This is a genomic window from Mesorhizobium sp. M0496, from assembly GCF_040321205.1.
GTDB lineage: Bacteria > Pseudomonadota > Alphaproteobacteria > Rhizobiales > Rhizobiaceae > Mesorhizobium.
In genome coordinates, this window is record NZ_JAMYRC010000037.1 from 1 (window position 1) to 26119 (window position 26119).

Annotated in this window: 38 protein-coding genes; 37 read left to right on the forward strand and 1 reads right to left on the reverse strand. The window is 61.7% G+C overall.

What is annotated here, in order from left to right:
• The 36 genes from NKI73_RS25475 to NKI73_RS25650 form a co-directional block, all read left to right on the forward strand.
• Window positions 1–92 (forward strand): EF-Tu C-terminal domain-related protein (locus NKI73_RS25475; protein ID WP_023785181.1); only part of this gene is annotated, 92 nt, incomplete at its 5' end.
• Between the two features lie 63 nt (window positions 93–155).
• On the forward strand, window positions 156–464 hold the full coding sequence (gene rpsJ, locus NKI73_RS25480; RefSeq protein ID WP_010909272.1) for a 30S ribosomal protein S10: 309 nt from the start codon (window positions 156–158) through the stop codon (window positions 462–464).
• Window positions 465–525: 61 nt separating this feature from the next.
• On the forward strand, window positions 526–1248 hold the full coding sequence (rplC, locus tag NKI73_RS25485; RefSeq protein ID WP_352633691.1) for a 50S ribosomal protein L3: 723 nt from the start codon (window positions 526–528) through the stop codon (window positions 1246–1248).
• Window positions 1248–1868, forward strand: a complete 621-nt coding sequence (gene rplD, locus NKI73_RS25490) for a 50S ribosomal protein L4 (protein WP_352633693.1) — start codon at window positions 1248–1250, stop codon at window positions 1866–1868. Before rplC ends, rplD begins: the two co-directional genes overlap by 1 nt.
• Window positions 1865–2158: a 50S ribosomal protein L23 gene (locus tag NKI73_RS25495; RefSeq protein WP_027028839.1), complete on the forward strand. Its 294-nt coding sequence runs from the start codon at window positions 1865–1867 to the stop codon at window positions 2156–2158. Before rplD ends, NKI73_RS25495 begins: the two co-directional genes overlap by 4 nt.
• A gap of 22 nt (window positions 2159–2180) precedes the next feature.
• The gene (gene rplB, locus NKI73_RS25500) at window positions 2181–3014 is read left to right on the forward strand and encodes a 50S ribosomal protein L2 (RefSeq protein ID WP_027026960.1); all 834 of its coding nucleotides are present in this window, start codon (window positions 2181–2183) and stop codon (window positions 3012–3014) included.
• 16 nt (window positions 3015–3030) lie between these two features.
• Window positions 3031–3309: a 30S ribosomal protein S19 gene (rpsS, locus tag NKI73_RS25505; RefSeq protein WP_006205463.1), complete on the forward strand. Its 279-nt coding sequence runs from the start codon at window positions 3031–3033 to the stop codon at window positions 3307–3309.
• 2 nt (window positions 3310–3311) lie between these two features.
• Window positions 3312–3701 (forward strand): 50S ribosomal protein L22, encoded by a 390-nt coding sequence (rplV, locus tag NKI73_RS25510; RefSeq protein ID WP_352633695.1) that lies wholly within the window; start codon window positions 3312–3314, stop codon window positions 3699–3701.
• Window positions 3701–4426 (forward strand): 30S ribosomal protein S3, encoded by a 726-nt coding sequence (gene rpsC / locus NKI73_RS25515; protein ID WP_013531426.1) that lies wholly within the window; start codon window positions 3701–3703, stop codon window positions 4424–4426. Before rplV ends, rpsC begins: the two co-directional genes overlap by 1 nt.
• Window positions 4427–4453: 27 nt before the next feature.
• Window positions 4454–4867 carry a 50S ribosomal protein L16 gene (gene rplP, locus NKI73_RS25520; protein ID WP_013531427.1) on the forward strand — a complete coding sequence of 138 codons (414 nt, stop codon included), beginning with the start codon at window positions 4454–4456 and terminating at the stop codon, window positions 4865–4867.
• Window positions 4868–4880: 13 nt separating this feature from the next.
• Complete coding sequence (gene rpmC / locus NKI73_RS25525) at window positions 4881–5081, forward strand: 50S ribosomal protein L29 (protein WP_006205459.1); 201 nt, start codon at window positions 4881–4883, stop codon at window positions 5079–5081.
• 11 nt (window positions 5082–5092) lie between these two features.
• The gene (rpsQ, locus tag NKI73_RS25530; RefSeq protein WP_010909280.1) at window positions 5093–5332 is read left to right on the forward strand and encodes a 30S ribosomal protein S17; all 240 of its coding nucleotides are present in this window, start codon (window positions 5093–5095) and stop codon (window positions 5330–5332) included.
• A gap of 83 nt (window positions 5333–5415) precedes the next feature.
• Window positions 5416–5784, forward strand: coding sequence for a 50S ribosomal protein L14 (gene rplN, locus NKI73_RS25535; RefSeq protein ID WP_006205457.1), 369 nt, complete (start codon window positions 5416–5418; stop codon window positions 5782–5784).
• Window positions 5785–5796: 12 nt separating this feature from the next.
• Window positions 5797–6111: a 50S ribosomal protein L24 gene (rplX, locus tag NKI73_RS25540; protein WP_013531428.1), complete on the forward strand. Its 315-nt coding sequence runs from the start codon at window positions 5797–5799 to the stop codon at window positions 6109–6111.
• Complete coding sequence (gene rplE, locus NKI73_RS25545; protein ID WP_013531429.1) at window positions 6104–6703, forward strand: 50S ribosomal protein L5; 600 nt, start codon at window positions 6104–6106, stop codon at window positions 6701–6703. Before rplX ends, rplE begins: the two co-directional genes overlap by 8 nt.
• Before the next feature lie 27 nt (window positions 6704–6730).
• Window positions 6731–7036: a 30S ribosomal protein S14 gene (gene rpsN / locus NKI73_RS25550; RefSeq protein ID WP_010909282.1), complete on the forward strand. Its 306-nt coding sequence runs from the start codon at window positions 6731–6733 to the stop codon at window positions 7034–7036.
• Between the two features lie 12 nt (window positions 7037–7048).
• Window positions 7049–7447 (forward strand): 30S ribosomal protein S8, encoded by a 399-nt coding sequence (gene rpsH, locus NKI73_RS25555; RefSeq protein WP_013531431.1) that lies wholly within the window; start codon window positions 7049–7051, stop codon window positions 7445–7447.
• Between the two features lie 92 nt (window positions 7448–7539).
• Window positions 7540–8073 (forward strand): 50S ribosomal protein L6, encoded by a 534-nt coding sequence (gene rplF / locus NKI73_RS25560; RefSeq protein WP_352633698.1) that lies wholly within the window; start codon window positions 7540–7542, stop codon window positions 8071–8073.
• A gap of 193 nt (window positions 8074–8266) precedes the next feature.
• Window positions 8267–8626 (forward strand): 50S ribosomal protein L18, encoded by a 360-nt coding sequence (rplR, locus tag NKI73_RS25565; RefSeq protein ID WP_352633700.1) that lies wholly within the window; start codon window positions 8267–8269, stop codon window positions 8624–8626.
• A gap of 131 nt (window positions 8627–8757) precedes the next feature.
• Window positions 8758–9321, forward strand: coding sequence for a 30S ribosomal protein S5 (gene rpsE / locus NKI73_RS25570; RefSeq protein ID WP_006333394.1), 564 nt, complete (start codon window positions 8758–8760; stop codon window positions 9319–9321).
• A 24-nt stretch (window positions 9322–9345) separates the two neighbouring features.
• Window positions 9346–9543, forward strand: a complete 198-nt coding sequence (gene rpmD, locus NKI73_RS25575) for a 50S ribosomal protein L30 (RefSeq protein ID WP_006205449.1) — start codon at window positions 9346–9348, stop codon at window positions 9541–9543.
• A 22-nt stretch (window positions 9544–9565) separates the two neighbouring features.
• Entirely contained in the window at window positions 9566–10039 is a 474-nt protein-coding gene (rplO, locus tag NKI73_RS25580) for a 50S ribosomal protein L15 (protein ID WP_352633702.1), read from the forward strand.
• Between the two features lie 194 nt (window positions 10040–10233).
• Complete coding sequence (gene secY, locus NKI73_RS25585) at window positions 10234–11574, forward strand: preprotein translocase subunit SecY (RefSeq protein WP_056588610.1); 1341 nt, start codon at window positions 10234–10236, stop codon at window positions 11572–11574.
• Window positions 11571–12167 carry an adenylate kinase gene (locus tag NKI73_RS25590; protein WP_352633703.1) on the forward strand — a complete coding sequence of 199 codons (597 nt, stop codon included), beginning with the start codon at window positions 11571–11573 and terminating at the stop codon, window positions 12165–12167. Before secY ends, NKI73_RS25590 begins: the two co-directional genes overlap by 4 nt.
• Window positions 12168–12370: 203 nt before the next feature.
• On the forward strand, window positions 12371–12739 hold the full coding sequence (gene rpsM / locus NKI73_RS25595) for a 30S ribosomal protein S13 (protein WP_023757968.1): 369 nt from the start codon (window positions 12371–12373) through the stop codon (window positions 12737–12739).
• Between the two features lie 161 nt (window positions 12740–12900).
• Entirely contained in the window at window positions 12901–13290 is a 390-nt protein-coding gene (gene rpsK / locus NKI73_RS25600; protein ID WP_006205444.1) for a 30S ribosomal protein S11, read from the forward strand.
• A 104-nt stretch (window positions 13291–13394) separates the two neighbouring features.
• The gene (locus tag NKI73_RS25605; RefSeq protein ID WP_352487615.1) at window positions 13395–14405 is read left to right on the forward strand and encodes a DNA-directed RNA polymerase subunit alpha; all 1011 of its coding nucleotides are present in this window, start codon (window positions 13395–13397) and stop codon (window positions 14403–14405) included.
• A gap of 104 nt (window positions 14406–14509) precedes the next feature.
• Complete coding sequence (gene rplQ / locus NKI73_RS25610) at window positions 14510–14941, forward strand: 50S ribosomal protein L17 (protein WP_352633706.1); 432 nt, start codon at window positions 14510–14512, stop codon at window positions 14939–14941.
• Window positions 14942–15142: 201 nt separating this feature from the next.
• A complete protein-coding gene (locus tag NKI73_RS25615) occupies window positions 15143–16630 on the forward strand; it encodes a Do family serine endopeptidase (RefSeq protein WP_352633707.1) in 1488 nt (495 codons plus the stop codon).
• Window positions 16631–16672: 42 nt separating this feature from the next.
• Complete coding sequence (locus tag NKI73_RS25620; RefSeq protein ID WP_352633709.1) at window positions 16673–17980, forward strand: replication-associated recombination protein A; 1308 nt, start codon at window positions 16673–16675, stop codon at window positions 17978–17980.
• A 275-nt stretch (window positions 17981–18255) separates the two neighbouring features.
• Window positions 18256–19086, forward strand: a complete 831-nt coding sequence (locus NKI73_RS25625) for an aspartyl/asparaginyl beta-hydroxylase domain-containing protein (RefSeq protein ID WP_352633710.1) — start codon at window positions 18256–18258, stop codon at window positions 19084–19086.
• Window positions 19087–19154: 68 nt separating this feature from the next.
• Window positions 19155–19529, forward strand: coding sequence for a fluoride efflux transporter CrcB (crcB, locus tag NKI73_RS25630; RefSeq protein ID WP_352633712.1), 375 nt, complete (start codon window positions 19155–19157; stop codon window positions 19527–19529).
• A gap of 60 nt (window positions 19530–19589) precedes the next feature.
• Window positions 19590–20570 carry an RluA family pseudouridine synthase gene (locus tag NKI73_RS25635; RefSeq protein ID WP_352633714.1) on the forward strand — a complete coding sequence of 327 codons (981 nt, stop codon included), beginning with the start codon at window positions 19590–19592 and terminating at the stop codon, window positions 20568–20570.
• 47 nt (window positions 20571–20617) lie between these two features.
• Window positions 20618–21490 carry a DMT family transporter gene (locus NKI73_RS25640; RefSeq protein ID WP_352633775.1) on the forward strand — a complete coding sequence of 291 codons (873 nt, stop codon included), beginning with the start codon at window positions 20618–20620 and terminating at the stop codon, window positions 21488–21490.
• A 12-nt stretch (window positions 21491–21502) separates the two neighbouring features.
• Window positions 21503–22294 (forward strand): ATP12 family chaperone protein, encoded by a 792-nt coding sequence (locus NKI73_RS25645; RefSeq protein WP_352633716.1) that lies wholly within the window; start codon window positions 21503–21505, stop codon window positions 22292–22294.
• Between the two features lie 194 nt (window positions 22295–22488).
• Window positions 22489–24378, forward strand: a complete 1890-nt coding sequence (locus NKI73_RS25650) for an MFS transporter (protein ID WP_352633717.1) — start codon at window positions 22489–22491, stop codon at window positions 24376–24378.
• Window positions 24379–24454: 76 nt separating this feature from the next.
• Here NKI73_RS25650 and NKI73_RS25655 read toward each other — a convergent pair whose 3' ends face one another.
• Window positions 24455–24652 (reverse strand): DUF2735 domain-containing protein, encoded by a 198-nt coding sequence (locus tag NKI73_RS25655; protein ID WP_352633719.1) that lies wholly within the window; start codon window positions 24650–24652, stop codon window positions 24455–24457.
• Window positions 24653–24967: 315 nt separating this feature from the next.
• Here NKI73_RS25655 and NKI73_RS25660 point away from each other — a divergent pair, with 315 nt between their 5' ends.
• A complete protein-coding gene (locus NKI73_RS25660) occupies window positions 24968–26008 on the forward strand; it encodes a glutamine synthetase beta-grasp domain-containing protein (protein WP_352633721.1) in 1041 nt (346 codons plus the stop codon).
• Window positions 26009–26119 lie beyond the last annotated feature (111 nt).

Below are 26119 nucleotides of genomic sequence, written 5' to 3' on the forward strand. Positions count from 1 at the left end.
TGCCGATCGCCATGGAAGAGAAGCTGCGCTTCGCTATCCGTGAAGGCGGCCGCACCGTCGGTGCCGGCATCGTCGTCACCATCAAAGAGTAATTTGGACTTAAACCGATCTGTCGCGGGCGCTGCCCGCGCCGCGCCAGAACAAGGAAGTGACGCATGAACGGACAGAATATCCGCATCCGCCTGAAGGCGTTTGACCACCGCGTGCTCGACGCCTCGACGAAGGAAATCGTGTCGACGGCCAAGCGCACCGGTGCCAACGTCCGCGGCCCCATTCCGCTGCCGACGCGGATCGAAAAGTTCACGGTCAACCGGTCGCCTCACGTCGACAAGAAGAGCCGCGAGCAGTTCGAGATGCGCACGCACAAGCGTCTGCTCGACATCGTCGATCCGACCCCGCAGACGGTCGATGCTTTGATGAAGCTCGATCTGGCCGCCGGCGTCGACGTCGAGATCAAGCTCTAAGGGAATGAGAGCGCGGTAAGGGGCGGTGCCCCTGGCCCGGAACTCTAAAGGAATTGAACCGATGCGTTCAGGTGTGATTGCAAAGAAGGTGGGAATGACCCGCATCTACAACGATGCCGGGGAACATGTTCCCGTCACCGTTCTCCTGATGGAGAACTGCCAGGTCGTGGCCCAACGTACGCAAGAGAAGAATGGCTACACCGCCGTTCAGCTCGGCGTTGGCCTGGCCAAGGTGAAGAACACGTCGAAGGCGTTGCGCGGTCATTTCGCGACCGCTTCCGTCGAGCCGAAGGCGAAGGTCGCCGAGTTTCGCGTCTCCGCCGACAACATGATCGATGTCGGCGCCGAGATCACCGTCGAGCATTTCGTCCCCGGCCAGAAGGTCGATGTGACGGGCACGACGATCGGCAAGGGTTTTCAGGGCGTCATCAAGCGTCACCACATGGGCGGTGGCCGCGCCACGCACGGTAACTCGGTTTCGCACCGTTCGCACGGTTCGACCGGCCAGCGCCAGGACCCGGGTAAGGTGTTCAAGGGCAAGAATATGGCTGGCCACATGGGCGACACCCGCGTCACCACGCAGAATGTCGAGATCGTCTCTACCGACGCCGACCGTGGCCTGATCCTGATCCGCGGTGCGGTTCCCGGATCGAAGGGCGCCTGGATCCTGGTCCGCGATGCGGCCAAGGTGGCACTGCCGGCCAATGCGCCGAAGCCCGCCGCGATCCGCGCCGTTGCGGCAGCTGCTAAGAACGAGGCTCCGGCCACAGAGGGAGCGGAATAATGGATCTCAAGATCACAACGCTTGGCGGCAAGGACGCCGGCAAGGTGAAACTCTCCGAGGAGATTTTCGGCCTTGATCCGCGCGAAGACATCCTGCAGCGCGTCGTGCGCTGGCAGCTTGCCAAGAAGCAGCAGGGCACGCACAAGACCAAGGGCCGCGCCGAGATCGCGCGCACCGGCGCCAAGATGTACAAGCAGAAGGGTACGGGCCGCGCCCGTCACCATTCGGCACGCGCTCCGCAGTTCCGCGGCGGCGGCAAGGCTCACGGCCCGGTCGTTCGCAGCCACGAGCACGAATTGCCGAAGAAGGTTCGTGCGCTTGGCCTCAAGCATGCTCTCTCGGCCAAAGCCAAGAGCGCGTCGATCATCATCATCGACGAGCTGAAGCTGACCGAGGCCAAGACGAAGGCGCTGATCGCGAATTTCGCGACGCTGGGCCTGACCAATGCCCTGTTGATCGGCGGTGCCGAGCTTGACAAGAATTTCAAGCTCGCGGCGACGAACATCCCGAACATCGACGTACTGCCCATCCAGGGCATCAACGTCTACGACATTCTACGCCGCGGCACGCTGGTCCTTTCGAAGGCCGCCGTCGAGGCTCTCGAGGAGCGCTTTAAATGACCGACCTTCGTCACTACGACGTGATCGTCTCGCCGGCGATCACCGAAAAGTCGACCATGGCCTCCGAGAACAACCAGGTCGTCTTCAACGTCGCCAAGAAGGCGTCGAAGCCGGAAATCAAGGCCGCCGTCGAAGCGCTGTTCGGCGTCAAGGTGATGGCCGTGAACACGCTTGTCCGCAAGGGCAAGATCAAGCGCTTCCGTGGCACGGTTGGCCGCCAGAGCGACGTCAAGAAGGCGATTGTGACGCTGGCCGATGGCCAGTCGATCGACGTCGCGACGGGTCTCTGAGCAAGGCCGCGAGGACAGAAACATGGCACTGAAAAAATTCAACCCGGTAACGCCCAGCACCCGTCAGCTGGTCATCGTCGACCGCTCGGGCCTCTACAAGGGCAAGCCCGTCAAGGGTCTGACCGAAGGCCTGACCAAGTCGGGCGGTCGCAACAACCATGGCCGCATCACCGCCCGCTTCATCGGCGGTGGTCATAAGCGTTCGTACCGCATCATCGACTTCAAGCGCCGCAAGTTCGACGTCGTTGGCACGGTCGAGCGCATTGAATACGATCCGAACCGCACCGCCTTCATCGCGCTGATCAAGTATGACGATGGCGAGCTGTCCTACATCATCGCTCCGCAGCGTCTGGCTCCCGGCGACAAGATCGTGTCCGGCGAAGCGGTCGACGTGAAGCCGGGCAATGCGATGCCGCTGGCTTCGATGCCGGTCGGCACCATCGTCCACAACATCGAGCTGAAGCCGGGCAAGGGCGCTCAGGTCGCCCGTTCGGCAGGTGGCTATGGCCAGCTGGTCGGTCGTGACCAGGGCATGGCGATCCTGCGCCTCAACTCGGGCGAGCAGCGTGTCGTTCACGGCTCCTGCATGGCCACTGTCGGCGCCGTGTCCAATCCGGACCACGGCAACATCAATGACGGCAAGGCCGGTCGCACGGTCTGGCGTGGCAAGCGTCCGCACAATCGCGGCGTGACCATGAACCCGGTCGACCATCCGCACGGCGGCGGCGAAGGCCGCACCTCGGGTGGCCGCCATCCGGTTTCGCCTTGGGGCAAGCCGACCAAGGGCAAGAAGACGCGGTCCAACAAGGCGACCGACAAGTTCATCCTGCGCTCGCGCCATCAGCGCAAGAGCTAAGAAGAGGTAACGCCAAGTGACTCGTTCGATTTGGAAAGGCCCCTTCATTGACGGCTACCTTCTCAAGAAGGTGGACAAGGTTCGTGAAGGTGGTCGCAATGAGGTGATCAAGATGTGGAGCCGTCGCTCCACCATCCTGCCGCAGTTTGTCGGCTTCACCTTCGGTGTCTACAACGGCCAGAAGCATGTTCCCGTCTCGGTGAACGAGGACATGGTCGGTCACAAGTTCGGTGAATTCGCTCCGACCCGGACCTATTACGGTCACGGCGCGGATAAGAAGGCGAAGAGGAAATAATCATGGGCAAGGCCAAAGCTCCGCGCAGGCTTGCTGATAACGAAGCGCGCGCCGTGTTGCGCACGATCCGTATCAGCCCGCAGAAGCTGAACCTGGTTGCCGCGCTGATCCGCGGCAAGAAGGTCGCGACAGCGCTTTCCGATCTCGAATTCTCGGCCAAGCGGATTTCCGGCACGGTCAAGAAGACGCTGGAATCGGCAATCGCCAACGCGGAAAACAACCACGACCTGGACGTCGATGCACTGATCGTGGCGGAAGCCTATGTCGGCAAGTCGGTCGTCATGAAGCGGTTCCATGCCCGTGGCCGTGGTCGCGCCAGCCGTATCGAGAAGCCGTTCTCGCACCTCACGATCGTCGTTCGTGAAGTCGAAGAAAAAGGGGAGGCCGCATAATGGGCCAGAAAGTCAATCCGATCGGTCTTCGCCTCGGCATCAACCGCACCTGGGATTCGCGCTGGTTCGCGAACACCGGCGAGTACGGCAAGCTGCTGCATGAGGACATCAAGATCCGCAAGTATCTTGAGAAGGAGCTCAAGCAGGCTGCCATCTCGAAGGTCGTCATCGAGCGTCCGCACAAGAAGTGCCGCGTCACCATCCATGCCGCGCGCCCGGGTCTGATTATCGGCAAGAAGGGCGCCGACATCGAGAAGCTTCGCAAGAAGCTGATGGAGATGACGAAGTCCGAGACGCACCTCAACATCGTTGAAGTGCGCAAGCCGGAAATCGACGCGACCCTGGTCGCCCAGTCGATCGCCCAGCAGCTCGAGCGTCGTATCGCCTTCCGCCGCGCCATGAAGCGTGCCGTTCAGTCGGCGATGCGCCTCGGTGCCGAAGGCATCCGCATCAACTGCGCCGGCCGTCTCGGCGGTGCCGAGATCGCGCGTATGGAATGGTATCGCGAAGGTCGCGTGCCGCTGCATACGCTGCGTGCGGACGTCGACTACGGCACGGCCGAAGCGCACACCGCTTATGGCATCTGCGGCGTCAAGGTCTGGGTGTTCAAGGGCGAGATCCTTGAGCATGACCCGATGGCTTCGGAGCGTCGGGCCAGCGAAAGCGATGCAGCGCATGGCGGTGGTGGTGATCGCGAACGCGGTCGTCGTCGCGAAAACGCCTGAGACATTTAGGAATTTGGAGTTAGAACGATGCTGCAGCCAAAGCGCACAAAGTTCCGCAAGCAGTTCAAGGGCCGTATCCATGGTACCGCAAAGGGCGGCACCAATCTGGATTTCGGTGGTTTCGGGCTGAAGGCGCTTGAGCCGAACCGCGTCACCGCGCGTGAGATCGAGGCGGCCCGCCGCGCGATCACACGTGAAATGAAGCGCGCCGGTCGCGTCTGGATCCGTATTTTCCCGGACGTGCCGGTCACTTCGAAGCCGACCGAAGTCCGCATGGGTAAGGGCAAGGGTGCGGTCGATTACTGGGCGGCGCGCGTCAAGCCGGGCCGCATCATGTTCGAGATCGACGGCGTCAACGAAGAAACCGCCCGTGAGGCACTGCGTCTCGGCGCGGCCAAGCTCTCGGTCAAGACGCGCTTCGTGCAGCGCATCGCAGAATAAGGACGGGCTGATCATGAAAGCCGAAGACATCCGGACCAAGACCCAGGACCAGCTGACCGACGACCTGGCCAGCCTGAAGAAGGAGCAGTTCAACCTGCGCTTCCAGAAGGCCACCGGCCAGCTCGAGAAGACCGCGCGCGTGAGACAGGTCCGTAAGGATATTGCGCGTATCAAGACCATCGCTGCGGAAAAGTCCGCGGCTAAGAAGGCTTAAGGACGAAAACCATGCCAAAGCGCATTCTGCAGGGCACCGTCGTCAGCGACAAGAACGAGAAGACGGTTGTCGTCAAGGTCGAACGGCGCTTCACGCATCCCGTGATGAAGAAGACCGTGCGCATGACCAAGAAGTACAAGGCGCACGACGAGAACAACGCCCACAAGGTAGGCGATCAGGTGTTCATCCAGGAATCGAAGCCGATTTCCAAGGATAAGCGCTGGATCGTCGTGTCTTCGGACCAAGCCTGACCTCGGGCGTAAACAACGAATTTTGGACAGACCGGGGAGGGGCTTTGAGCCTGTCCCGTTAGAAAAGAAGAAGGCGGCCAGTCATGATTCAGATGCAAACAAACCTCGACGTCGCGGATAATTCCGGCGCCCGTCGTGTCATGTGCATCAAGGTGCTGGGCGGCTCGAAGCGGAAATACGCTTCCGTGGGCGACATCATCGTGGTGTCGATCAAGGAAGCCATCCCGCGCGGCCGCGTGAAGAAGGGCGATGTGATGAAGGCGGTCGTGGTTCGCACGGCCAAGGACATCCGCCGCCCGGACGGCAGCGTGATCCGTTTCGACAAGAACGCGGCCGTTCTCGTCGACAACAAGAAAGAGCCGATCGGCACGCGTATCTTCGGACCGGTTCCGCGCGAACTCCGCGCCAAGAACCACATGAAGATCATCTCGCTCGCGCCTGAAGTGCTGTAAGGAGCCGGACCAATGCAAAAGATTAGAAAAGGCGACAAGGTCGTCGTGCTGGCCGGCAAGGACAAGGGCCGTTCGGGCGAAGTCCTCTCGGTACAGCCGAAGGAAGACACCGCGCTGGTGCGCGGCGTCAACATGATCCGTCGTCACCAGAAGCAGTCCCAGTCCCAAGAGGGCGGGATCATCACCAAGGAAGCGCCGATCCAGCTGTCGAACATCGCGCTGGCCGACCCCAAGGATGGCAAGCCGACCCGCGTCGGTTTCATCTTCCAGAAGGACGGCAAGAAGGTGCGCGTCGCCAAGCGCTCGGGAGAAGTCATCAATGGCTAAGGCTCAAACCACGAAGCCCAAGGCTGAAAGCAAACAGTCCAAGGCCCAGAACACGCCGCGCCTCAAGCAGGTCTACAACGAGACCATCCGCAAGGCGCTGCAGGAACAGTTCGGCTACGACAACGAGATGCAGGTTCCGCGCATCGACAAGATCGTGCTGAACATGGGCGTTGGCGAAGCGACCGCCGATTCGAAGAAGCCTTCGATCGCGGCCGAAGACCTGGCGATGATCGCCGGCCAGAAGGCCGTCGTCACCCGCGCCCGCAACTCGATCGCCGGCTTCAAGGTCCGCGAGAAGATGCCGATCGGCGCCAAGGTCACGCTGCGCAAGGAACGCATGTACGAGTTCCTCGACCGCCTCGTGAACATCGCACTGCCGCGCGTCCGCGACTTCCGCGGACTGAATCCGAAGAGCTTCGATGGCCGTGGCAACTACGCCATGGGCATCAAGGAACACATCGTGTTCCCGGAGATCAACTACGACAAGGTTGATCAGATCTGGGGCATGGACGTCATCGTTTGTACGACTGCGAAGACGGACGACGAAGCCAGGGCATTGCTCAAGGCCTTCAACTTCCCCTTCCGCCAGTAACGGCAGCGAGAAAAGGAAAAATCTGAAATGGCAAAGACCAGCTCAGTCGAGAAGAACAACAGGCGCCGCAAGCTTGCCGACCAGTACGGTCCCAAGCGGGCTGCCCTCAAGGCGATCATCATGGATCAGTCCAAGCCGATGGAAGAGCGCTTCCGCGCTCAGCTGAAGCTTGCTGCCCTGCCGCGCAACTCGGCCAAGATCCGCATCCGCAACCGCTGCGAAGTCACCGGCCGTCCGCGCGCCTACTATCGCAAGCTCAAAGTATCGCGCATCGCGCTTCGTGATCTCGGCAACAACGGCCAGATCCCGGGCCTGGTCAAGTCGAGCTGGTAAGGAGGACATAACATGTCATTGAGCGATCCTCTCGGCGATATGCTGACCCGCATCCGCAACGCGTATGGCCGCAAGAAGTCGAGCGTTTCGACGCCGGCCTCGCGTCTGCGCACCCGCGTCCTCGACGTGCTGAAGGCTGAAGGCTATATCCGCGATTACAGCCAGACCGACTTCGACAACGGCAAGTCCGAAATCGAGATCGAGCTGAAGTATTTCGACGGCGCGCCGGTCGTGCGCGAAATCGCCCGCGTCTCGAAGCCAGGCCGTCGCGTCTATGTTTCGGCCAAGTCGATTCCGCAGGTCGCCAACGGCCTCGGCATCGCCATCCTTTCGACACCGAAGGGCGTGATGGCCGACCATGAAGCACGTGAACAGAACGTCGGCGGTGAAATCCTCTGCCAGATCTTCTGATCTGGCGTGTGACCGGGAAAATCGGAATCCGGTCTTCGGGATCATGCCCGAAGACAGAGACCTGAAACAAGAGAAGTGACGAGGACAACAAAATGTCTCGTATTGGAAAGAAACCCGTTTCGCTGCCGCAGGGCGTGACCGCGACCGTCAACGGCCAGACCGTGACGGCGAAGGGCCCCAAGGGTGAGCTGAAGTTCGTGGTGAACGACGAAGTGCTGGTCAAGATGGAAGGCAGCGAGATCGCTGTCCAGCCGCGCGACCAGACCAAGGCCGCCCGCTCCAAGTGGGGCATGTCGCGCACGCAGATCGTCAACATCCTGCAGGGCGTCAAGGACGGTTTCGAGAAGAAGCTCGAGATCACCGGCGTCGGCTATCGCGCGGCACTTCAGGGCAAGAACCTTCAGCTGGCACTTGGCTTCAGCCATGACGTCGTCTACGAGACGCCGCAGGGCATCACCATCACGGTGCCGAAGCCGACTGAAATCACCGTGGCCGGCATCGACAAGCAGCAGGTCGGCCAGGTTGCGGCCGAGATCCGCGAATATCGCGGCCCCGAGCCTTACAAGGGCAAGGGCGTCCGTTACGCTGGCGAGAAGATCGTCCGCAAGGAAGGCAAGAAGAAGTAGTCGTGAATGGTGAATGGTGAATGATGAAATGGCAGTAGGATAGAGCAGGGGCCGGGTGGCACTCCGCTTCTACCGTTCACCATTTTTCCATTCACCATTCACTGCAAATCAACGCCGCGGGGAGCGGTCGCGGGAGGCGCTTTCGCCTACCGCATATGGCGGCCCCCGTTTTTTGAAGGCAAGGAAGACCATCATGGGTACCAAGGAATCCACGCAGCGCCGCGCGCAGCGCGTCCGCCGTCAGATCAAGAAGGTCGCCGGCGAGCGTCCGCGTCTGTCGGTCCACCGCACGTCGAAGAATATCTACGTGCAGGTCATCGACGACGCCAAGGGCCATACCATCGCTGCGGCTTCGACGCTTGAGAAGGACTTCAAGGGTTCGCTCAAGACCGGCGCCGATACCGCAGCCGCCGCTGCGATCGGCAAGCTGATCGCCGAACGCGCCACCAAGGCTGGTGTCAAGGAAGTCGTCTTCGACCGCGGCGCCTACATCTATCACGGCCGCGTCAAGGCGCTCGCCGAGGCTGCCCGTGAAGGTGGCTTGAGCTTCTAAGCATGATCCCGAAAAGTTGCAGACTTTTCGGATAAAGATTATGCGAAGGGAATGACTTTCGCCCCGGTGACCCACAGAGGCACCGGATCTTATCAGCAACCGTGCTTCCGGAAAAAAACAAGGAACAGGATATGGCACAGGAACGTAGGGATGGCGGCCGCGGCCGCGATCGTGAAGAACGCGATGACGGCATGGTGGACAAGCTCGTCCACATCAACCGCGTCGCCAAGGTCGTCAAGGGCGGCCGTCGCTTCGGTTTTGCAGCACTCGTCGTCGTCGGCGACCAGAAGGGCCGCGTCGGCTTTGGTCACGGCAAGGCGCGCGAAGTTCCGGAAGCCATCCGCAAGGCAACTGAATCGGCCAAGCGCGACATGATCTTCGTGCCGCTGCGCTCGGGCCGTACGCTGCATCACGACGTCGAAGGACGCTGGGGCGCCGGACGCGTGCTGCTGCGCGCTGCCAAGCAAGGTACCGGCATCATCGCCGGTGGCCCGATGCGCGCTGTCTTCGAGACGCTCGGCATGCATGACGTGGTCGCCAAGTCGATGGGTTCGTCGAACCCCTACAACATGGTTCGCGCCACCTTCGACGCGCTGAAGAGCCAGATGCATCCCAAGGATGTGGCTGCTGCTCGCGGCATCAAGTATTCGACCCTTCAGGCCCGCCGCGGCACCGCCGTTGCGGCTGAAGAATAGTCGATCTGACCAGGGATTTTGACCATGGCCAAGAAAGCAACCAAGACCATCACCGTTGAGCAGATCGGTTCGCCGATCCGCCGTCCGAAGGAACAGCGCGCGACGCTGGTCGGCCTCGGCCTCAACAAGATGCACAAGCAGCGCACGCTGGAAGATACGCCCTCCGTGCGCGGCATGATCGCTGCCGTCCAGCATCTCGTCCGCGTCGTGGACGAGGGCTGAGCCAGAGCGCAGGAGAACTCAGATGAAACTCAACGATCTGCGTGACAATGACGGCGCGACGCACTCCAAGAAGCGTCTCGGCCGTGGTATCGGCTCAGGCTCCGGCAAGACCGGCGGTCGCGGCGTCAAGGGCCAGAAGGCGCGCTCCGGCGTTGCCATCAACGGCTTCGAGGGTGGCCAGATGCCGCTCTACCGGCGCCTGCCGAAGCGTGGCTTCAACAACATCTTCGCCAAGAGCTTCACCGTCGTGTCGCTGGCCCGCATCCAGGTGGCCATCGACGCCAAGAAGCTCGACGCCAAGGCAACCGTGACGGCTGAATCGCTGGTTGCCGCCGGCGTTATCCGCCGCGTCAAGGACGGCGTGCGCATCCTCTCGGACGGCGAGATCAAGGCGAAGCTCGCCTTTGACGTTGCCGGTGCCTCCAAGGCCGCGATCGAGAAGATCGAAAAGGCCGGCGGCTCGGTCAAACTGCCGGAAAAGGCAGCTGCCGAGTAACGGCGATTTGAAGCGCGATCGGCAAGAGTGGGATCCATTTTTTGCTCACGATTGCGCTTTGATCTGCGCAATTTAGGCGGCCGCGTCGACGCGGCCGCTTGCATGTTTAGAGCCCGGAGCTTATCTCGTGAGCTTCGGTGAAACGCACCGCCTGACCTCAGGGCCATCAAGCGTTACCAAGCGGAGAATCAGGCATGGCTTCGGCTGCTGAACAATTAGCCTCGAATCTGAATTTCTCGGCCTTCGCCAAAGCGGAGGATCTGAAGAAACGCATCTGGTTCACGATCGGCGCGCTGCTCGTCTATCGCCTCGGCACCTATATTCCGCTTCCCGGCATCAATCCCGACGCCTTCGCCCAGGCCTTCTCCTCGCAGAGCAAGGGCGTGCTGGGCATGTTCAACATGTTCGCCGGTGGCGCCGTACAGCGCATGGCGATCTTTGCGCTCGGCATCATGCCTTACATCTCCGCCTCCATCATCATGCAGCTGATGACTTCGGTCATCCCGTCGCTGGAAGCGCTGAAGAAGGAAGGCGAACAGGGCCGCAAGGTCATCAACCAATACACGCGCTACGGCACCGTGCTGCTTGCGCTGGTTCAGGCCTATGGCATTTCGGTCGGTCTGGAAGGCGGCAACGGCATCGTCAGCGATCCCGGCATGTTCTTCCGTATCTCGACCGTCGTGACGCTGGTCGGCGGCACGATGTTCCTGATGTGGCTCGGCGAGCAGATCACCGCCCGCGGCATCGGCAACGGCATTTCGCTGATCATCTTCTCCGGCATCGTCGCCGGCCTGCCGCACGCCATCTCCGGCACGCTGGAGCTTGGCCGCACCGGCGCGCTGTCGACCGGCCTGATCCTGGCGATCATCGTGCTCGCCATCGTCGTCATCGCCTTGATCGTGTTCTTCGAGCGCGCCCAGCGCCGCTTGCTGATCCAGTATCCGAAGCGCCAGGTCGGCAACCGCATGTTCCAGGGCGATACCTCGCATCTGCCGCTGAAGCTCAACACGTCGGGCGTCATTCCGCCGATCTTCGCCTCGTCGCTGCTGCTGCTGCCGGCCACCGTCGCCGGCTTCTCGCAGACGACCAACATGCCGGCCTGGGCTAGCACCGTGCTCGCCTCGCTCGGCCATGGCCAGCCGCTCTACATGCTGTTCTATGCGGCGATGATCGTGTTCTTCGCCTTCTTCTACACTGCGATTGTCTTCAACCCGAAGGACACAGCCGACCAGCTCAAGAAGCATTCGGGCTTCATCCCGGGCTATCGTCCGGGCGAGCGCACAGCCGATTATATCGATTACGTTCTCACCCGCATCACCGTCGTCGGCGCCATCTATCTGGTGCTGGTGTGCCTGCTGCCGGAGTTCCTGATCTCGGCGACTGGCGTGCCATTCTACCTTGGTGGCACATCGCTTCTGATCGTGGTCAGTGTCACGCTCGATACGGTTGCGCAGATTCAGGGTCACCTGATTGCGCACCAGTATGAAGGCCTGATCAAGAAGTCGAAGCTGCGCGGGGGGAAGAAAGCCAGATGAGGTTGATATTGCTTGGGCCGCCAGGAGCGGGCAAGGGGACACAAGCACAAAGACTGGTAGAAAAACACGGCATACCCCAGCTTTCGACGGGCGACATGTTGCGTGCTGCCGTCCAGGCTGGCACCGAAGTCGGCAAGCGGGCCAAGGCGGTGATGGATGCCGGTGAGCTGGTGTCCGACGCCATCGTCAACGCGATCGTCGCCGAGCGTATCGATCAGGCCGACTGTGCCAACGGGTTCATCCTCGACGGATATCCGCGGACCCTGGTGCAGGCGGACGCGGTTGAGCAGATGCTTTCGGATCGCTCCCAGGGCCTCGACGCCGTCGTCGAACTTGTCGTCGACGACAAGGCGCTTGTCGGCCGGATAGTCAAGCGCGCTGACGAGGCGCAGGCCGCCGGTCTGCCCGTTCGCAAGGACGACAATCCGGCCGTGTTCGAGGAGCGTCTGCGAGAGTACTACAAGAAGACGTCGCCGCTGATTGGCTACTACTACGCCAAGGGCAAGCTCCGGAGTGTCGACGGCATGGCCGATATCGATGCCGTGACGGAGCAGATCGAAGCGGTGCTCAAGGACGCAGCGCGGGGAAATTAACGATTGCACTTGACGGAAGCGGTTCGCTGCGGTATGGCGGCCCGTCTTCCTATCAGGTATTGGCTTTGCTTGTCCGCAAGGGCAAGGCAGCCGCTTTGAACTGGAAACTCCCGCATGGGCCGGCCTCCACCGGACGCGGGGCAACTTAGCGCCGGGCCTGCCTTTTTAGAAGGTTGGCCGGCCCACATGGAGAAGAGAAGAATATGGCTCGTATAGCCGGCGTCAACATTCCGACCAACAAGCGCGTCGTCATTGCGCTTCAGTACATTCACGGCATTGGCAAGAAGTTCGCCCAGGAGATCGTCGACAAGGTCGGCATCCCGGCCGAGCGTCGCGTCAACCAGCTCACCGACGCGGAAGTGCTGCAGATCCGCGAGGCGATCGATCGCGATTATCAGGTCGAGGGTGACCTGCGCCGCGAAGTCTCGATGAACATCAAGCGGCTCATGGACCTCGGCTGCTACCGCGGCCTGCGTCACCGCCGCTCGCTGCCGGTCCGCGGCCAGCGCACGCATACCAATGCGCGCACCCGCAAGGGCCCGGCCAAGTCGATCGCCGGCAAAAAGAAGTAATTTTTTAGGGGAATAGGGGAGTAGGGGAGTAAGGCAGTAGGGAATGCCCGCAATCGGGTCGCACTTTTCCCCTACTCCCTTACTGCCCTATTTCCCTACTCCCTTACGAAGGTGGAGCCGCTGGCATTACGGCGGTGTAGAGATCAACTGAAAGGACTATCATGGCCAAGGAAGCCGCTCGTGTTCGCCGTCGCGAACGCAAGAACATCTCGTCGGGCGTTGCCCACGTCAATTCGACCTTCAACAACACGATGATCACCATCACCGACGCGCAGGGCAATTCGATTGCCTGGTCGTCGGCCGGTGCCCAGGGCTTCAAGGGTTCGCGCAAGTCGACCCCGTTCGCTGCCCAGATGGCTGCCGAAGACGTTGCCAAGAAGGCCCAGGAACACGGCATGCGCATGCTCGAAGTCGAGGTCTGCGGACCCGGCTCCGGTCGTGAATCGGCACTGCGCGCCCTGCAGGCGGCCGGCTTCACCATCACCTCGATCCGTGATGTGACGCCGATCCCGCACAATGGCTGCCGCCCGCGCAAGAAGCGTCGCGTCTAAGCAATTTACCGAACGTCGCGCGAGCGCCCTTGGGGCGCTCCTCCACGGCATTCCAGGTCGCCCGCCACGATTGGATGGTGGCGGGTCAACGGAAGGAAAGCATCATGATCCAGAAAAATTGGCAGGAACTGATCAAGCCGAACAAGATCGAGTTCTCGTCGAAGAAGAAGACGCTGACCACGCTGGTCGCCGAGCCGCTCGAGCGTGGCTTTGGCCTGACGCTGGGCAACGCGCTGCGTCGCGTGCTTTTGTCTTCGCTGCGCGGTGCGGCTGTTACCGCCGTGCAGATCGACGGTGTTCTGCATGAATTCTCGTCCATCGCCGGTGTGCGCGAGGACGTGACCGACATCGTCTTGAACATCAAGGAAATCGCCATCCGCATGGAAGGCGACGGCCCCAAGCGCATGGTCGTTCGCAAGCAGGGACCTGGTGCGGTTCTCGCCGGCGACATCCAGACGGTTGGCGACGTCGAGATCCTCAACCCCGACCACGTCATCTGCACGCTGGACGAGGGCGCTGAAATCCGCATGGAATTCACCGTCGACACCGGCAAGGGTTACGTGCCGGCCGACCGCAACCGCGCCGAAGACGCGCCGATCGGCCTCATCCCGGTCGACAGCCTCTATTCGCCGGTCAAGAAGGTTTCGTACAAGGTCGAGAACACCCGCGAGGGCCAGGTTCTCGACTATGACAAGCTGACCATGACCATCGAGACCGACGGTTCGATCACCGGCGAGGACGCGGTGGCTTTCGCCGCCCGCATCCTGCAGGACCAGCTTGGCCTGTTCGTCAACTTCGACGAGCCGCAGAAGGAAGTCGCCACCGAGGCCGTCACCGAGCTCGCCTTCAACCCGGCGCTGCTCAAGAAGGTCGACGAGCTCGAGCTTTCGGTGCGTTCGGCCAACTGCCTGAAGAACGACAACATCGTCTATATCGGCGACCTGATCCAGAAGACGGAAGCCGAGATGCTGCGCACTCCGAACTTCGGCCGCAAGTCGCTGAACGAGATCAAGGAAGTCCTGGCGGCGATGGGCCTGCACCTCGGCATGGAAGTGCCGGATTGGCCGCCGGAAAACATCGAAGACCTCGCCAAGCGTTACGAAGATCAATATTGAGCATGAATTCCAAGGATCGGCGGCGTGGGCCGCTCGATCCGACGGTCATGCGGAAAACCATCAGGGGCCTCGGCCTCCTGAACAACTGAAGAAGGAAAAGAGCCATGCGCCACGGTTTCAAAGGCCGTCGCTTCGCCCGAAGCATTAGCCATCGCAAGTCGATGTTCGCCAACCTCGCCGTGTCGCTGCTCGAGCATGAGCAGATCGTCACCACCCTGCCGAAGGCGAAGGATTTGCGTCCGATCGTCGAGAAGCTGGTGACGCTCGGCAAGCGCGGCGACCTGCACGCCCGCCGCCAGGTGATCGCGCAGATCGGCAATGAGGGCGTCGTCAAGCGCCTGTTCGACACCATCGCCCCGCGCTACGCCACCCGCAATGGCGGCTATCTGCGCATCATGAAGGCGGGCTTCCGCCACGGTGACAATGCCGCCATGGCCGTCATCGAGTTCGTCGATCGCGACATTTCGGCCAAGGGCGCCGGCGACCGCGCCCGCATCGAAGCCGAAGGCACCGAAGCGGACGCCGCAGCCGCATAAGGCTCGGTTTTTCCAAATGATTTCAAAGGGGCCTTCGGGCCCCTTTTTGGTTTTCTGGGAAGCAATAGCGGGCGCTCAAAGCCGATCTCGCGGCCGAAACCGGGGGTCTCTGCCCAAAATAATCGGATTTCGGCGGCTTAGCCTTTCATTTTGCACAATCGTCGGGACAATGCCCCCGAACTCGCCTTGGAGGATTCGTGAATGCGCGCCAACCGACTGTCCCTTGTTCTGCTCTTCGCCATGATGGCGTTTGCGGCCGCACCGGTGGTCAGGCAGGCATTGGCCGAGGAGACCAAGACCGATCCCGGCCTGTCCGACGTGCTGACCGACCTGTTGCACGGGGTCGAAGGCGAGAACGCCACCTCCGGTCCCGACAAGCGCGTGCCGTTCGGCCGCGAGGAAGTACAACTGTCGTTTGCGCCGCTGGTCAAGCAGACGGCGCCGGCCGTGGTCAATGTCTATGCCTCGCAGACCGCCAAGGTGACGTCGCCTTTCGACGGCGATCCGTTCTTCGAGGAATTCTTCGGCCGCTCGCAGCCACGTGCGCAGTCGTCGCTCGGCTCCGGCGTGCTGGTCGATCCGACCGGCGTCGTGGTCACCAATTACCACGTCATCAAGGATGCCGATCAGGTCAAGGTGGCGACCGCGGACGGGCGTGAATTCGACAGCAAGGTGCTGCTGAAGGACGAGACGTTCGATCTTGCCGTGCTCAAGATCACCTCGGACAAGCCGTTTCCGGTGATTGCCATTGGCGATTCCGACGCGCTCGAGGTCGGCGATCTGCTGCTGGCCATCGGCAATCCCTTCGGCGTCGGCCAGACTACCACCAGCGGCATCGTCTCGGCGCTTGCCCGCAGCCATATCGGCGTGTCGGATTCCAGTTTCTTCATCCAGACCGACGCTGCCATCAACCCCGGCAATTCCGGCGGCGCGCTGATCAACATGGGCGGCCAGCTGGTCGGCATCAACACGGCCATCTACAGCCGCGGTGGTGGTTCGATCGGCATTGGCTTCGCCATTCCCTCGAACATGGTTCGCGCCTTTGCCGACGCCGCCAAGGCCGGGCTCGACTTCTTCGAGCGGCCCTATGTCGGCGCCGAGTTCGAAGCGGTGACGCCGCAGATTGCCGAATCGCTCGGCATGGAGAAGCCGACCGGTGCACTGGTCTCGTCCGTCGAGGCGACCGGACCGGCCGCCAAGGCGGGGCTCAAGCCCGGCGACGTCGTGCTGCAGCTCAACGGTAAACCGGTCGAGAGCATCGAGGCGCTGGACTACCGGATGGCGACGCTGTCGATCGGCACCACCGCCAATTTCGCGGTTCTGACCAAGGGTCAGCAGGCGGCGATGGACATCGCGCTGGAGCGCGCTCCGGAAGGCATGAAGGCTGCCGAAGTGACCCTGCATGGCCGCAGCCCGTTCTCAGGCGCCAAGGTCGCGGAACTGTCGCCCCGGCTCGCCCAGCGGCTTGGCCTGCGCACAGATATGAAGGGCGTCACCGTGGTCGACATCAACCGCGATTCGCCGGCCGCCGATTTCGGTTTCCAGCCGGGCGACATCGTGCGCGAAGTGAACGGCACCACCATCGATACCGCGGCTACCTTGGAGCTGGCGGCCAAGACGGATACGCGCTGGTGGCGCTTTACCGTCGAGCGCGGCGGGCAGATACTGCGTCAGGTGTTGCGTTATTAGAGCAGGTCCCTTCGGGCTCATGCTCCAGCGAAAAAGAAGTGCATGGCCGATCTGTTCAGCGTCGATGAACCGGAAAAGGCGTCGCCCGGGCGGCCGCTGGCCGACAGGCTGCGGCCGAGAAACCTTGGCGAAGTCGTCGGCCAGGAACATCTGACCGGCCCCGACGGCGCGCTGACCCGGCTGATCGGGTCCGGCTCGCTCGGCTCGATGATCTTCTGGGGGCCGCCGGGCACCGGCAAGACCACGGTGGCGCGATTGCTGGCCGGCGAGACCAGCTTGGCCTTCGAGCAGATATCGGCGGTCTTTTCCGGCGTCGCCGATCTGAAAAAGGTGTTCGAAGCAGCCAAGCTGCGCCGTGCCAACGGCCGCCAGACCTTGCTGTTCGTCGACGAGATCCATCGCTTCAACCGCGCCCAGCAGGACAGTTTCCTCCCTGTCATGGAGGACGGCACGGTCGTGCTCGTCGGAGCCACAACCGAAAACCCGTCCTTCGAGCTGAATGCCGCTCTGCTGTCGCGCGCGCGCGTTCTGGTCTTCCATTCATTGGGCGAGGAGAGCATCGCCAAGCTGATGGCGCGGGCCGAGGAAACCGAGGGCAGGGCGCTGCCGCTCGACGACGAAGCACGAACGATGCTCATCCGCATGAGCGATGGCGACGGCCGCGCGTCGCTGACGCTCGCCGAAGAGGTCTGGCGGGCGGCAAAGCCCGGCGAGGTCTTCGATCCCGAGGGCTTGCAACGCATCGTCCAGCGCCGTGCGCCGATTTACGACAAGGGCCAGGACGGCCATTACAATCTGATCTCGGCGCTGCACAAATCGGTGCGTGGCTCGGACCCCGATGCAGCTCTCTATTATCTTGCGCGCATGTTCGATGCCGGCGAGGATCCGCTCTATCTCGGCCGGCGGCTAGTGCGCATGGCCATGGAAGACATCGGCCTTGCCGATCCGCAGGCGCTGGTCGTCGCCAATGCCGCCAAGGACGCTTACGACTATCTGGGCTCGCCCGAGGGCGAGCTCGCCTTTGCCGAGGCCACGGTCTATCTCGCCACCGCGCCCAAATCCAACGCCGTCTACACCGCATTCAAGGCTGCCACGCGGGCCGCGAAAGAACACGGCTCGCTGCTGCCGCCCAAGCACATCCTCAATGCGCCGACCAAGCTGATGAAAGAGGAGGACTACGGCGCCGGCTATCGTTACGACCATGACGAGCCGGATGCCTTTTCGGGGCAGGACTATTTTCCGGAGAAGATGGGCCGCCAGACCTTCTATGATCCGCCCGAGCGCGGCTTCGAGCGCGATATCAGGAAGCGGCTCGATTATTGGGCGAAGCTGCGCAAAGAGCGGGAATAGCAGGCTTGCGTGACCCGGTCGTCGTCACGCTCCGAAACGAGGCTTTGCCCTGGGGCATTTCCGCCTGGTTCCCAGGGAAAAATGGGACGAGCTTGGCCTGCCGGCAGTGCATTGACCTGATACCGGCAGGCTTCATCAGGCAGCCAGCCGGCCGCGATACCACGGCCGTTGTGTGGTGACCCAAAAAACCTTATCAAGGCGCACGACCGGGCGGTGGTCGTTGCCGTGATTTGGGCACCTCATTCGCAACAGGATTGCGCTTCGCGCGTGGAAAAATGACAAAAACCCTTCGCAAATCCCTTCGCAAATTCGCTATTGCCATCCCGCTTCTCGCCCTTGGCTTTTATTTCATTCCCATCCTGACAACGATCTTCATCGTTTGCGGCCTCATCGACGTGCTGCGCAACGACCGCAAGGATTTATCGCTGTTCAGCGGTTACTTCCTCGGCAACGGCCTGTTCACCTGGCTGCTTTCGCCGTTCAATCTGCTGGTCGACCTGCTGTGCTACAGAAATCCGGGCGTCTGGAAGCTGGAGCAGTTTCCCGCCGACTATCAGCGCGAGGTCAATGAGGTCCTGGACATCTTCAAGGCGCGCAAGGACGAGATCATCGCCGACATCGACGCCAATTTCGGCGCCGGCCGGCGCGGCATGTATGTCTACCAGTGGTACGGCAAGCACAAAATCGACAACGTCGCCGAGTTCAACAAGGATTTCAAATACATCAAGACCATCGCCGTTTCCGTCTTCAGCAAGCGCGAATCGACCTCCTGGCACTTCGGCCCACTGCGGCTCAGCCTGCGCATTCTCTACAATCTGATCCCGGTGAAATCGGAGATTTTCGTCGAGTGCGGCAACGTCAAGAATTACTGGTACGACAATCCACTGTTCATCTTCGACGACACGCTGCTGCATCGCTCGGTCAACGAGTATGACGGCCGCCGCTACTGCGTGTTCATGGACATCATCCGTCCGTCCCCTGTTCCCGGCCTGATCGCGGCCATGCTCGCCATCGTCTCGGTGAGCGTCGAGCGCATCAATTCCATGTTCTACAAGAACTGGAAGATGATCGGTTCGACCAAGGCGAAGAAGACCGAGACGACCTGAGCAGGGCAACTGCTCAATGCAGCTGGCGGCACCGGCTGCATTTAAATAGCCCGGGGACAGTACCGATCATGTTGAATCTGCTTCTCGTTATGGTCGGTGGCGGCATCGGCGCCGGTATTCGTCACCTCACCAACACAGGCGCGCTGCGCCTTGTCGGCCCCAACTATCCCTGGGGCACAATGGCCATCAACATCGTCGGCTCCTTCGCCATGGGGCTGTTCATCGCCATCCTGGCGCGCCGCGGCGGATCGAACGAACTTAGGCTGTTCGTCGCCACCGGTATTCTGGGCGGCTTCACCACTTTCTCCGCGTTCTCGCTCGATTTCGCGACGCTGTGGGAGCGAGGAGCCACGCTGCCGGCGTTTGGTTACGCGCTTGCCAGCGTCATTGGCGCCATTATCGCCCTGTTTCTGGGACTTTGGCTCGCAAGAACCGTTTCATAATGCTATTGCCGCGCCGAGAGCAGGGCCGAGCCCTGCCGGGAAACGGATAAGCGAAAAGATATGGCAGGCGTTGAACAGATCACGGTGGAGGCCGGCGAGGCGGGCATGCGGCTCGATCGCTGGTTCAAGACCCATTTCCCGGGCCTTGGTTTCGGCCATCTGCAGAAGCTGCTGCGCTCCGGCCAGATCCGCGTCGATGGCGGCCGGGTCAAGGCCGATACGCGTGTCGAGCCCGGCCAGATGGTGCGCGTCCCGCCGCTCGAGGTGGACAGGAAGGGCGAGAGCGCGCTGACCGGTCACTCGATCCGCAACCAGGGCGATGCCGATGTCCTGGCGAAAATGCTGATCCATGAGGACCCCAAGGTCTTCGTCTTCAACAAGCCGGCAGGCCTTGCCGTGCAGGGTGGCTCCGGCGTCACCCGCAATGTCGACGACATGCTGGAAGCCTGGCGCAACCAGAAGGGCGAGAAGCCGCGCCTGGTGCATCGGCTCGACCGCGACACCTCGGGTGTCCTAGTGGTCGCCCGCACCCGGCTTGCCGCCATGAAACTCGCGGAAGCGTTTCGCGCCCGTGAGACCAAGAAGACGTACTGGGCGCTGGTCAAGGGCGTGCCGCCCAAGCGCGAGGACAAGATCTCGACCTGGCTGATCAAGGAGCCGACGCCTGACGGTGACCGCGTCCGCGTCGCCGCGCATGGTGAGAAGGGGGCCGACCACGCCGTTTCCTATTACCGCATCATCGAACAGGCAGCGCAGACGATGACCTGGCTGGAAATGGAGCCCTATACCGGCCGTACCCACCAGCTTCGCGTCCATGCCGCTTACATCGGCTGCCCGATCCTGGGCGATCCGAAATATTTCGAGGCCGATACCAACTGGGATTTTCCAGGCGGCATTCAAAACCGCCTGCATCTGCATGCGCGCCGCATCATCATTCCGCATCCCGACAAGGGCGTCATCGATGTCACCGCGCCAATGCCGCCGCATATGCGCCAGAGCTGGAACCTGATCGGCTTCGACGACGCCAGCGCGGAGGATTGACTTTGAGCGGCGCAACCGACGCGCTCGATCGCCGCGACACGGTCGACATGGCCGCCGCCGCCATCATGGTGGGCCTGACCTTTTCCTGGGGGTTGAACTATGTCGCCGCCAAGATCTCCTACGCCGGCTACGACCCGGTCTTCCTGTCGATCGCGCGCTCGATCATCGGCGGGTTGTGTGTCTTCGCCTGGTGTCGGTGGCGCGGCATCGCGCTTTTCACGCGCGACGGGACATTGCGCGCGGGCATAGCCGTGGGCGCGCTTTTCGGCATCGAGTTCCTCTGCCTCTATGTCGGCCTGGAGCATACGACCGTCGCCCGCAACACGCTGCTGGTCAACACGATGCCGTTCTGGATGCTGCTCGGCGGCCATTTCCTGCTCGGCGAACAGATCACCCTGCGCAAGTTCCTCGGCCTGCTACTGGCTTTTGCCGGCCTTGCCGCGGTGTTTTCCGATAAGCTTGGCGGTGGCGGGGATATGCTGTTCGGCGATCTCCTGAGCCTCGGCTCCGGATTTTTCTGGGCTTTGACCAACATCCTCATTAAGCGGTCGAAGCTGGTCGAGGCGAGTGCTGAAAAGCTCTTGCTCTATCAGCTCGCCGGTGCTGCAATCGTTGGCATATTGGTGCTGCCTCTCGCCGGGCCGCCCGTTCGCGACCCGACCGTGCTGCCGACTTTGGCTCTGCTGTTCCAGGCGTTCTACATCGTCGCCTTCACCTATGTGCTGTGGTTCTGGCTGCTGCGGCGCTATCCGGCGTCAGGCCTGTCCAGTTTTACCTTCCTGTCGCCGGTTTTCGGCGTTTTGTGCGGCGCCATGTTCTTGAATGAGCCGCTGACCATGCGCATTTTCCTGGCACTTGGCTTGATTGCCGCCGGCCTGATCATCGTCAACCGGCCGGCGCGCAAGATCGTGCCGGTGTGAGAGAGACCTTCTATGCGTGATATCCTCAACGACCTCGAAGCGGGCAAGCATCTTTCCGACCCGGATCCGATGCGCCGCGCCCAGATCCAGATGAAGACACCTCTGCCGAAGCGCTTCTACAAGACCGTCTCGGTCGCGCCGGTGGAAGGCGGCTTTGCAGTGCATCTCGACGGCAAGCCGGTGCGCACGCCGGGCAAGGCGCTGCTGGCGCTGCCGACCGAGGCCGCGGCTGCGCTCGTCGCCGACGAGTTCGCCGCCCAGGGCGAGACCATCGATCCGGTGACGATGCCGGTGATGCGCCTCGTCAACACCGCCATCGACGGCGTCGCCAGCGATCCGCAGGCGGTGCTGGAAGACATCCTGCGCTTTGCCTCGTCCGATCTGCTCTGCTACCGCGCCGAGGCGCCGCAAGGGCTGGTGGAACGGCAGAACGAGCATTGGGACCCGGTCCTCGATTGGGCGCGCGGCAGCCTCGGCGCAAGGTTCAATCTCGCCGAAGGCATCATCCACGTCGAGCAGCCGCGCGAAACTATCGCCGTGCTGGGCATCCATCTTGCCCAGCGCGCCGAACCGCTGCGGCTCGCCGCCATCCATGTGATGACCTCGCTGACCGGCTCCGCGCTGCTGGCGCTGGCTGTCGATTTCGGCGAGCTCGACGCCGAGGGCGCCTGGGCTGCCGGCCATGTCGACGAGGACTGGCAGATCGAGCATTGGGGGCAGGATGCGGAGGCAGTCGCGCGCCGCGCGGCCCGCAAGCGCGACATGATGGCTGCCGCCAGCCTGCTCGAAGCGCTCAAGGGCTGACGGTTCCACCGCTCGTTCGGCTTCATCCCGCAGCGCACCTAATACCAAAGTCATAATCCCAAAGACGCGCTGCCTTTGGCGAGCGCTTTCTGTCATTTTTTCCATGATTGCGGTGCTTGAGTCCGCGTTCGGAGGAGAACGCGGACATTGACGCGCAGCATCGAGGACAAGGGTTCACACGGGAGGATAACTCAATGGCAATGGCATCGACCGCCGGCGGAACGAGCCGCGGCATGACGCGGGAAGAGAAGAAGGTCATCTTCGCTTCCTCGCTCGGCACCGTTTTCGAATGGTACGATTTCTATCTCTACGGCTCGCTCGCGGTGTTCATCGGCTCGACGTTTTTCAGTCCGACCATTCCGGAAGCGACGCGCAATATCTTCGCGCTGCTGGCTTTCGCCGCCGGCTTCCTGGTTCGCCCGTTCGGCGCACTGCTGTTCGGCCGCATCGGCGACCTTGTCGGCCGTAAATATACGTTCCTTGTCACCATGACGATCATGGGCCTGTCGACCTTCCTCGTCGGCTTGCTGCCTGGATATGCGACTTTGGGCATCGCAGCCCCCGTGATCCTGATCATCCTGCGCATGCTGCAGGGCCTGGCGCTGGGCGGCGAATATGGCGGCGCGGCCACTTATGTCGCCGAGCACGCGCCGGATAACCGGCGCGGTTATTATACGTCGTGGATCCAGACGACGGCGACGCTCGGCCTGTTCCTGTCGCTGATTGTGATCCTGATCGTACAGGCTTCATTGAGCAAGGAAACCTATGCTGCCTGGGGCTGGCGTATTCCGTTCATCGTCTCCTTCCTGCTGCTCGGCATCTCGATCTGGATCCGGCTCTCGCTCTCCGAATCGCCGACTTTCCAGCGCATGAAGGATGAGGGGAAGGGCTCCAAGGCGCCGCTCACGGAAGCCTTCGGCCAATGGAAGAATGCCAAGATTGCCCTGCTGGCGCTGCTCGGCCTCACCGCCGGCCAGGCCGTGGTCTGGTACAACGGCCAGTTCTATGCGCTGTTCTTTCTTACCAACGTGCTCAAGGTCGACGCGCAGTCGGTAAACATCATGATCGCCATCGCACTGGCGGTCGGTTCAATCTTCTTCGTCGTCTTCGGCTGGCTCTCCGACAAGATCGGCCGCAAGCCGATCATCATGGCGGGTCTTGCTCTGGCGATTGTCTGCACCTTCCCGCTGTTCAAGGCACTGACCTGGGCTGCGAATCCGGCGCTTGCCACGGCGCAGCAGAACACCCGCGCCACGGTGACGGCTGCACCCGGCGACTGCAGGTTCCAGTTCAATCCGGTCGGCACGGCGAAGTTCACGACCTCGTGTGACATCGCAACGTCGTTCCTGACCAAGAACTCGGTTCCGTTTGACGTGGTGTCGACGGCTGCGGCCGGAACAGCCGCATCGGTCAAGATCGGCAACGAGACGGTGGAATCCTATGACGCCGTCGCTGCTGGCGATCAGGCCAAGGCCAAGGACGCGGCCTTCGTGAAAGCAGTCAACATGTCTCTGAAAGACGGAGGCTATCCGCTGAAGCGTGCGGCGATCAAGGTTGCGGACCAGAAGCTCGACGCGTTTGTCGCCGCCAACCCGGAACTGAAGCTGGACGCTGCCGCAATCCGCGCCGGTGAAAAGGCTACTGTGCCGATCGACCAGGCCGTGAAGGACAAGTTGCTGACCACCGATGAAGCAGCGGGTGCGCCTGAAGTCACCGTCTACAATATTCCAGGTGGCGGCGCGTTCGCTATGTTCGCCGACCCGGCGGCAGTGAACTGGCCAATGACCATCGGTATCCTGTTCATCCTGGTCGTGTTCGTGACCATGGTCTACGGGCCGATCGCAGCGATCCTGGTCGAGATGTTCCCGACCCGCATTCGCTACACCGGTATGTCGCTGCCCTACCACATCGGCAATGGCTGGTTCGGAGGCCTGCTGCCGGCAACGGTGTTCGCGCTGAGTGCCTACAAGGGCGACATATATTATGGCCTCTGGTATCCGGTGGTAATCGCGGCGATGTCGCTGGTCATTGGCATGATCTTCGTCAAGGATACGCTCGGCACCGACCTGCACGCCAAGGAGTAGGCGAGCTCAACTGGTCAACGGAAAACCCGGCGCGAGCAATCGCGCCGGGTTTTTCTGTTGTATGGCCTGGAGACGTCTAGCTCTTGCGAGGCGATTCGGCTTCCGCGATGGCAGCCTCATGGTACCAGGCCTCGCCATGGTCGAGCGGATGATCGCGCAAAGAGGCAAGCTCTGCCGCGAACTTAGCCTTCACGCCTAAATTTGAGGCAGTCATGCGCGCTGCCACCGGGAACATCAGGATTTTTGCCGACGGACGGGCTGACGTGATTTCCATTGTCGGTCGCCTTTCTTCTGCGGACCTTGGTCGATTCATCTTTCCATCAAAGTAGGTCCTGCAAACCGCTTAGGCAAGATGCCTAAAGAAAGATCAGCGTTTGCCTGTTATTTAAGCAGATTCTGCCTTTGGTCGATCCTGGCGCAATGCTTAGATGGCTCGGCTGCATCGCTGGGATGAACGGGCATTTTTGACGCACCCGGCGCAGTGGAAATGGCACACGAATTGCATTTTATCGACTTGGCAGCTGGGCTGCTGGATGGCTCGGCGCGCCGGCGTCATCCAGGTTCGGTGATCAAGCAACGAGAGGCTAGAATGACGAAATACAAGCTCGAGTATATTTGGCTCGATGGATACACCCCGGTCCCCAACCTTCGCGGCAAGACGCAGATCAAGGAATTCGCCGAATTCCCGACGCTCGAGCAGCTGCCGCTCTGGGGCTTCGACGGTTCCTCGACCCAGCAGGCCGAGGGGCACAGCTCCGACTGCGTGCTGAAGCCGGTTGCGGTCTATCCGGATCCCGCCCGCACCAACGGCGTGCTGGTCATGTGCGAAGTCATGATGCCTGATGGCGTCACGCCGCACGCCTCCAACAAGCGCGCTACCATCCTCGATGACGAGGGTGCCTGGTTCGGCTTCGAGCAGGAATATTTCTTCTACAAGGACGGCCGCCCGCTCGGCTTCCCCGAAAGCGGCTATCCCGCACCGCAGGGCCCGTACTACACCGGCGTCGGCTATTCCAATGTCGGCTCCGTCGCGCGCCAGATCGTTGAGGAACATCTCGACCTCTGCCTCGCGGCCGGCATCAACCATGAAGGCATCAACGCCGAAGTGGCCAAGGGCCAGTGGGAATTCCAGATCTTCGGCAAGGGCTCCAAGAAGGCCGCCGACCAGATGTGGATGGCGCGATATCTGATGCAGCGCCTGACCGAGAAATACGGCATCGACATCGAATACCACTGCAAGCCGCTCGGCGACACCGACTGGAACGGCTCGGGCATGCACGCCAACTTCTCGACCGCCTATATGCGCGAAGTCGGCGGCAAGGCCTATTTCGAAGCGCTGATGGCAGCCTTCGACAAGAACCTGATGGACCACATCGCCGTCTACGGACCGGACAACGACAAGCGCTTGACCGGTAAGCATGAGACCGCGCCGTGGAACAGGTTCAGCTACGGCATCGCCGACCGGGGCGCCTCGATCCGCGTCCCGCATTCCTTCGTCAACAACGACTACAAGGGCTATCTGGAAGACCGCCGCCCGAACTCCCAGGGCGACCCCTACCAGATCGCCTCGCAGATCCTGAAAACGATTGCTTCGGTCTCGGAAAGCGCTGAGGTTTCGGCCGCCGCGTAAGCGTTTCGGCTCGAATGAAAAAGGCCCCGGCATTCGCGCCGGGGCCTTTTTGCTTATGAGTTGATGGAAATGGCCCGGTGTCCGCTTTAGGCCGTGAACTCATAAATGCGG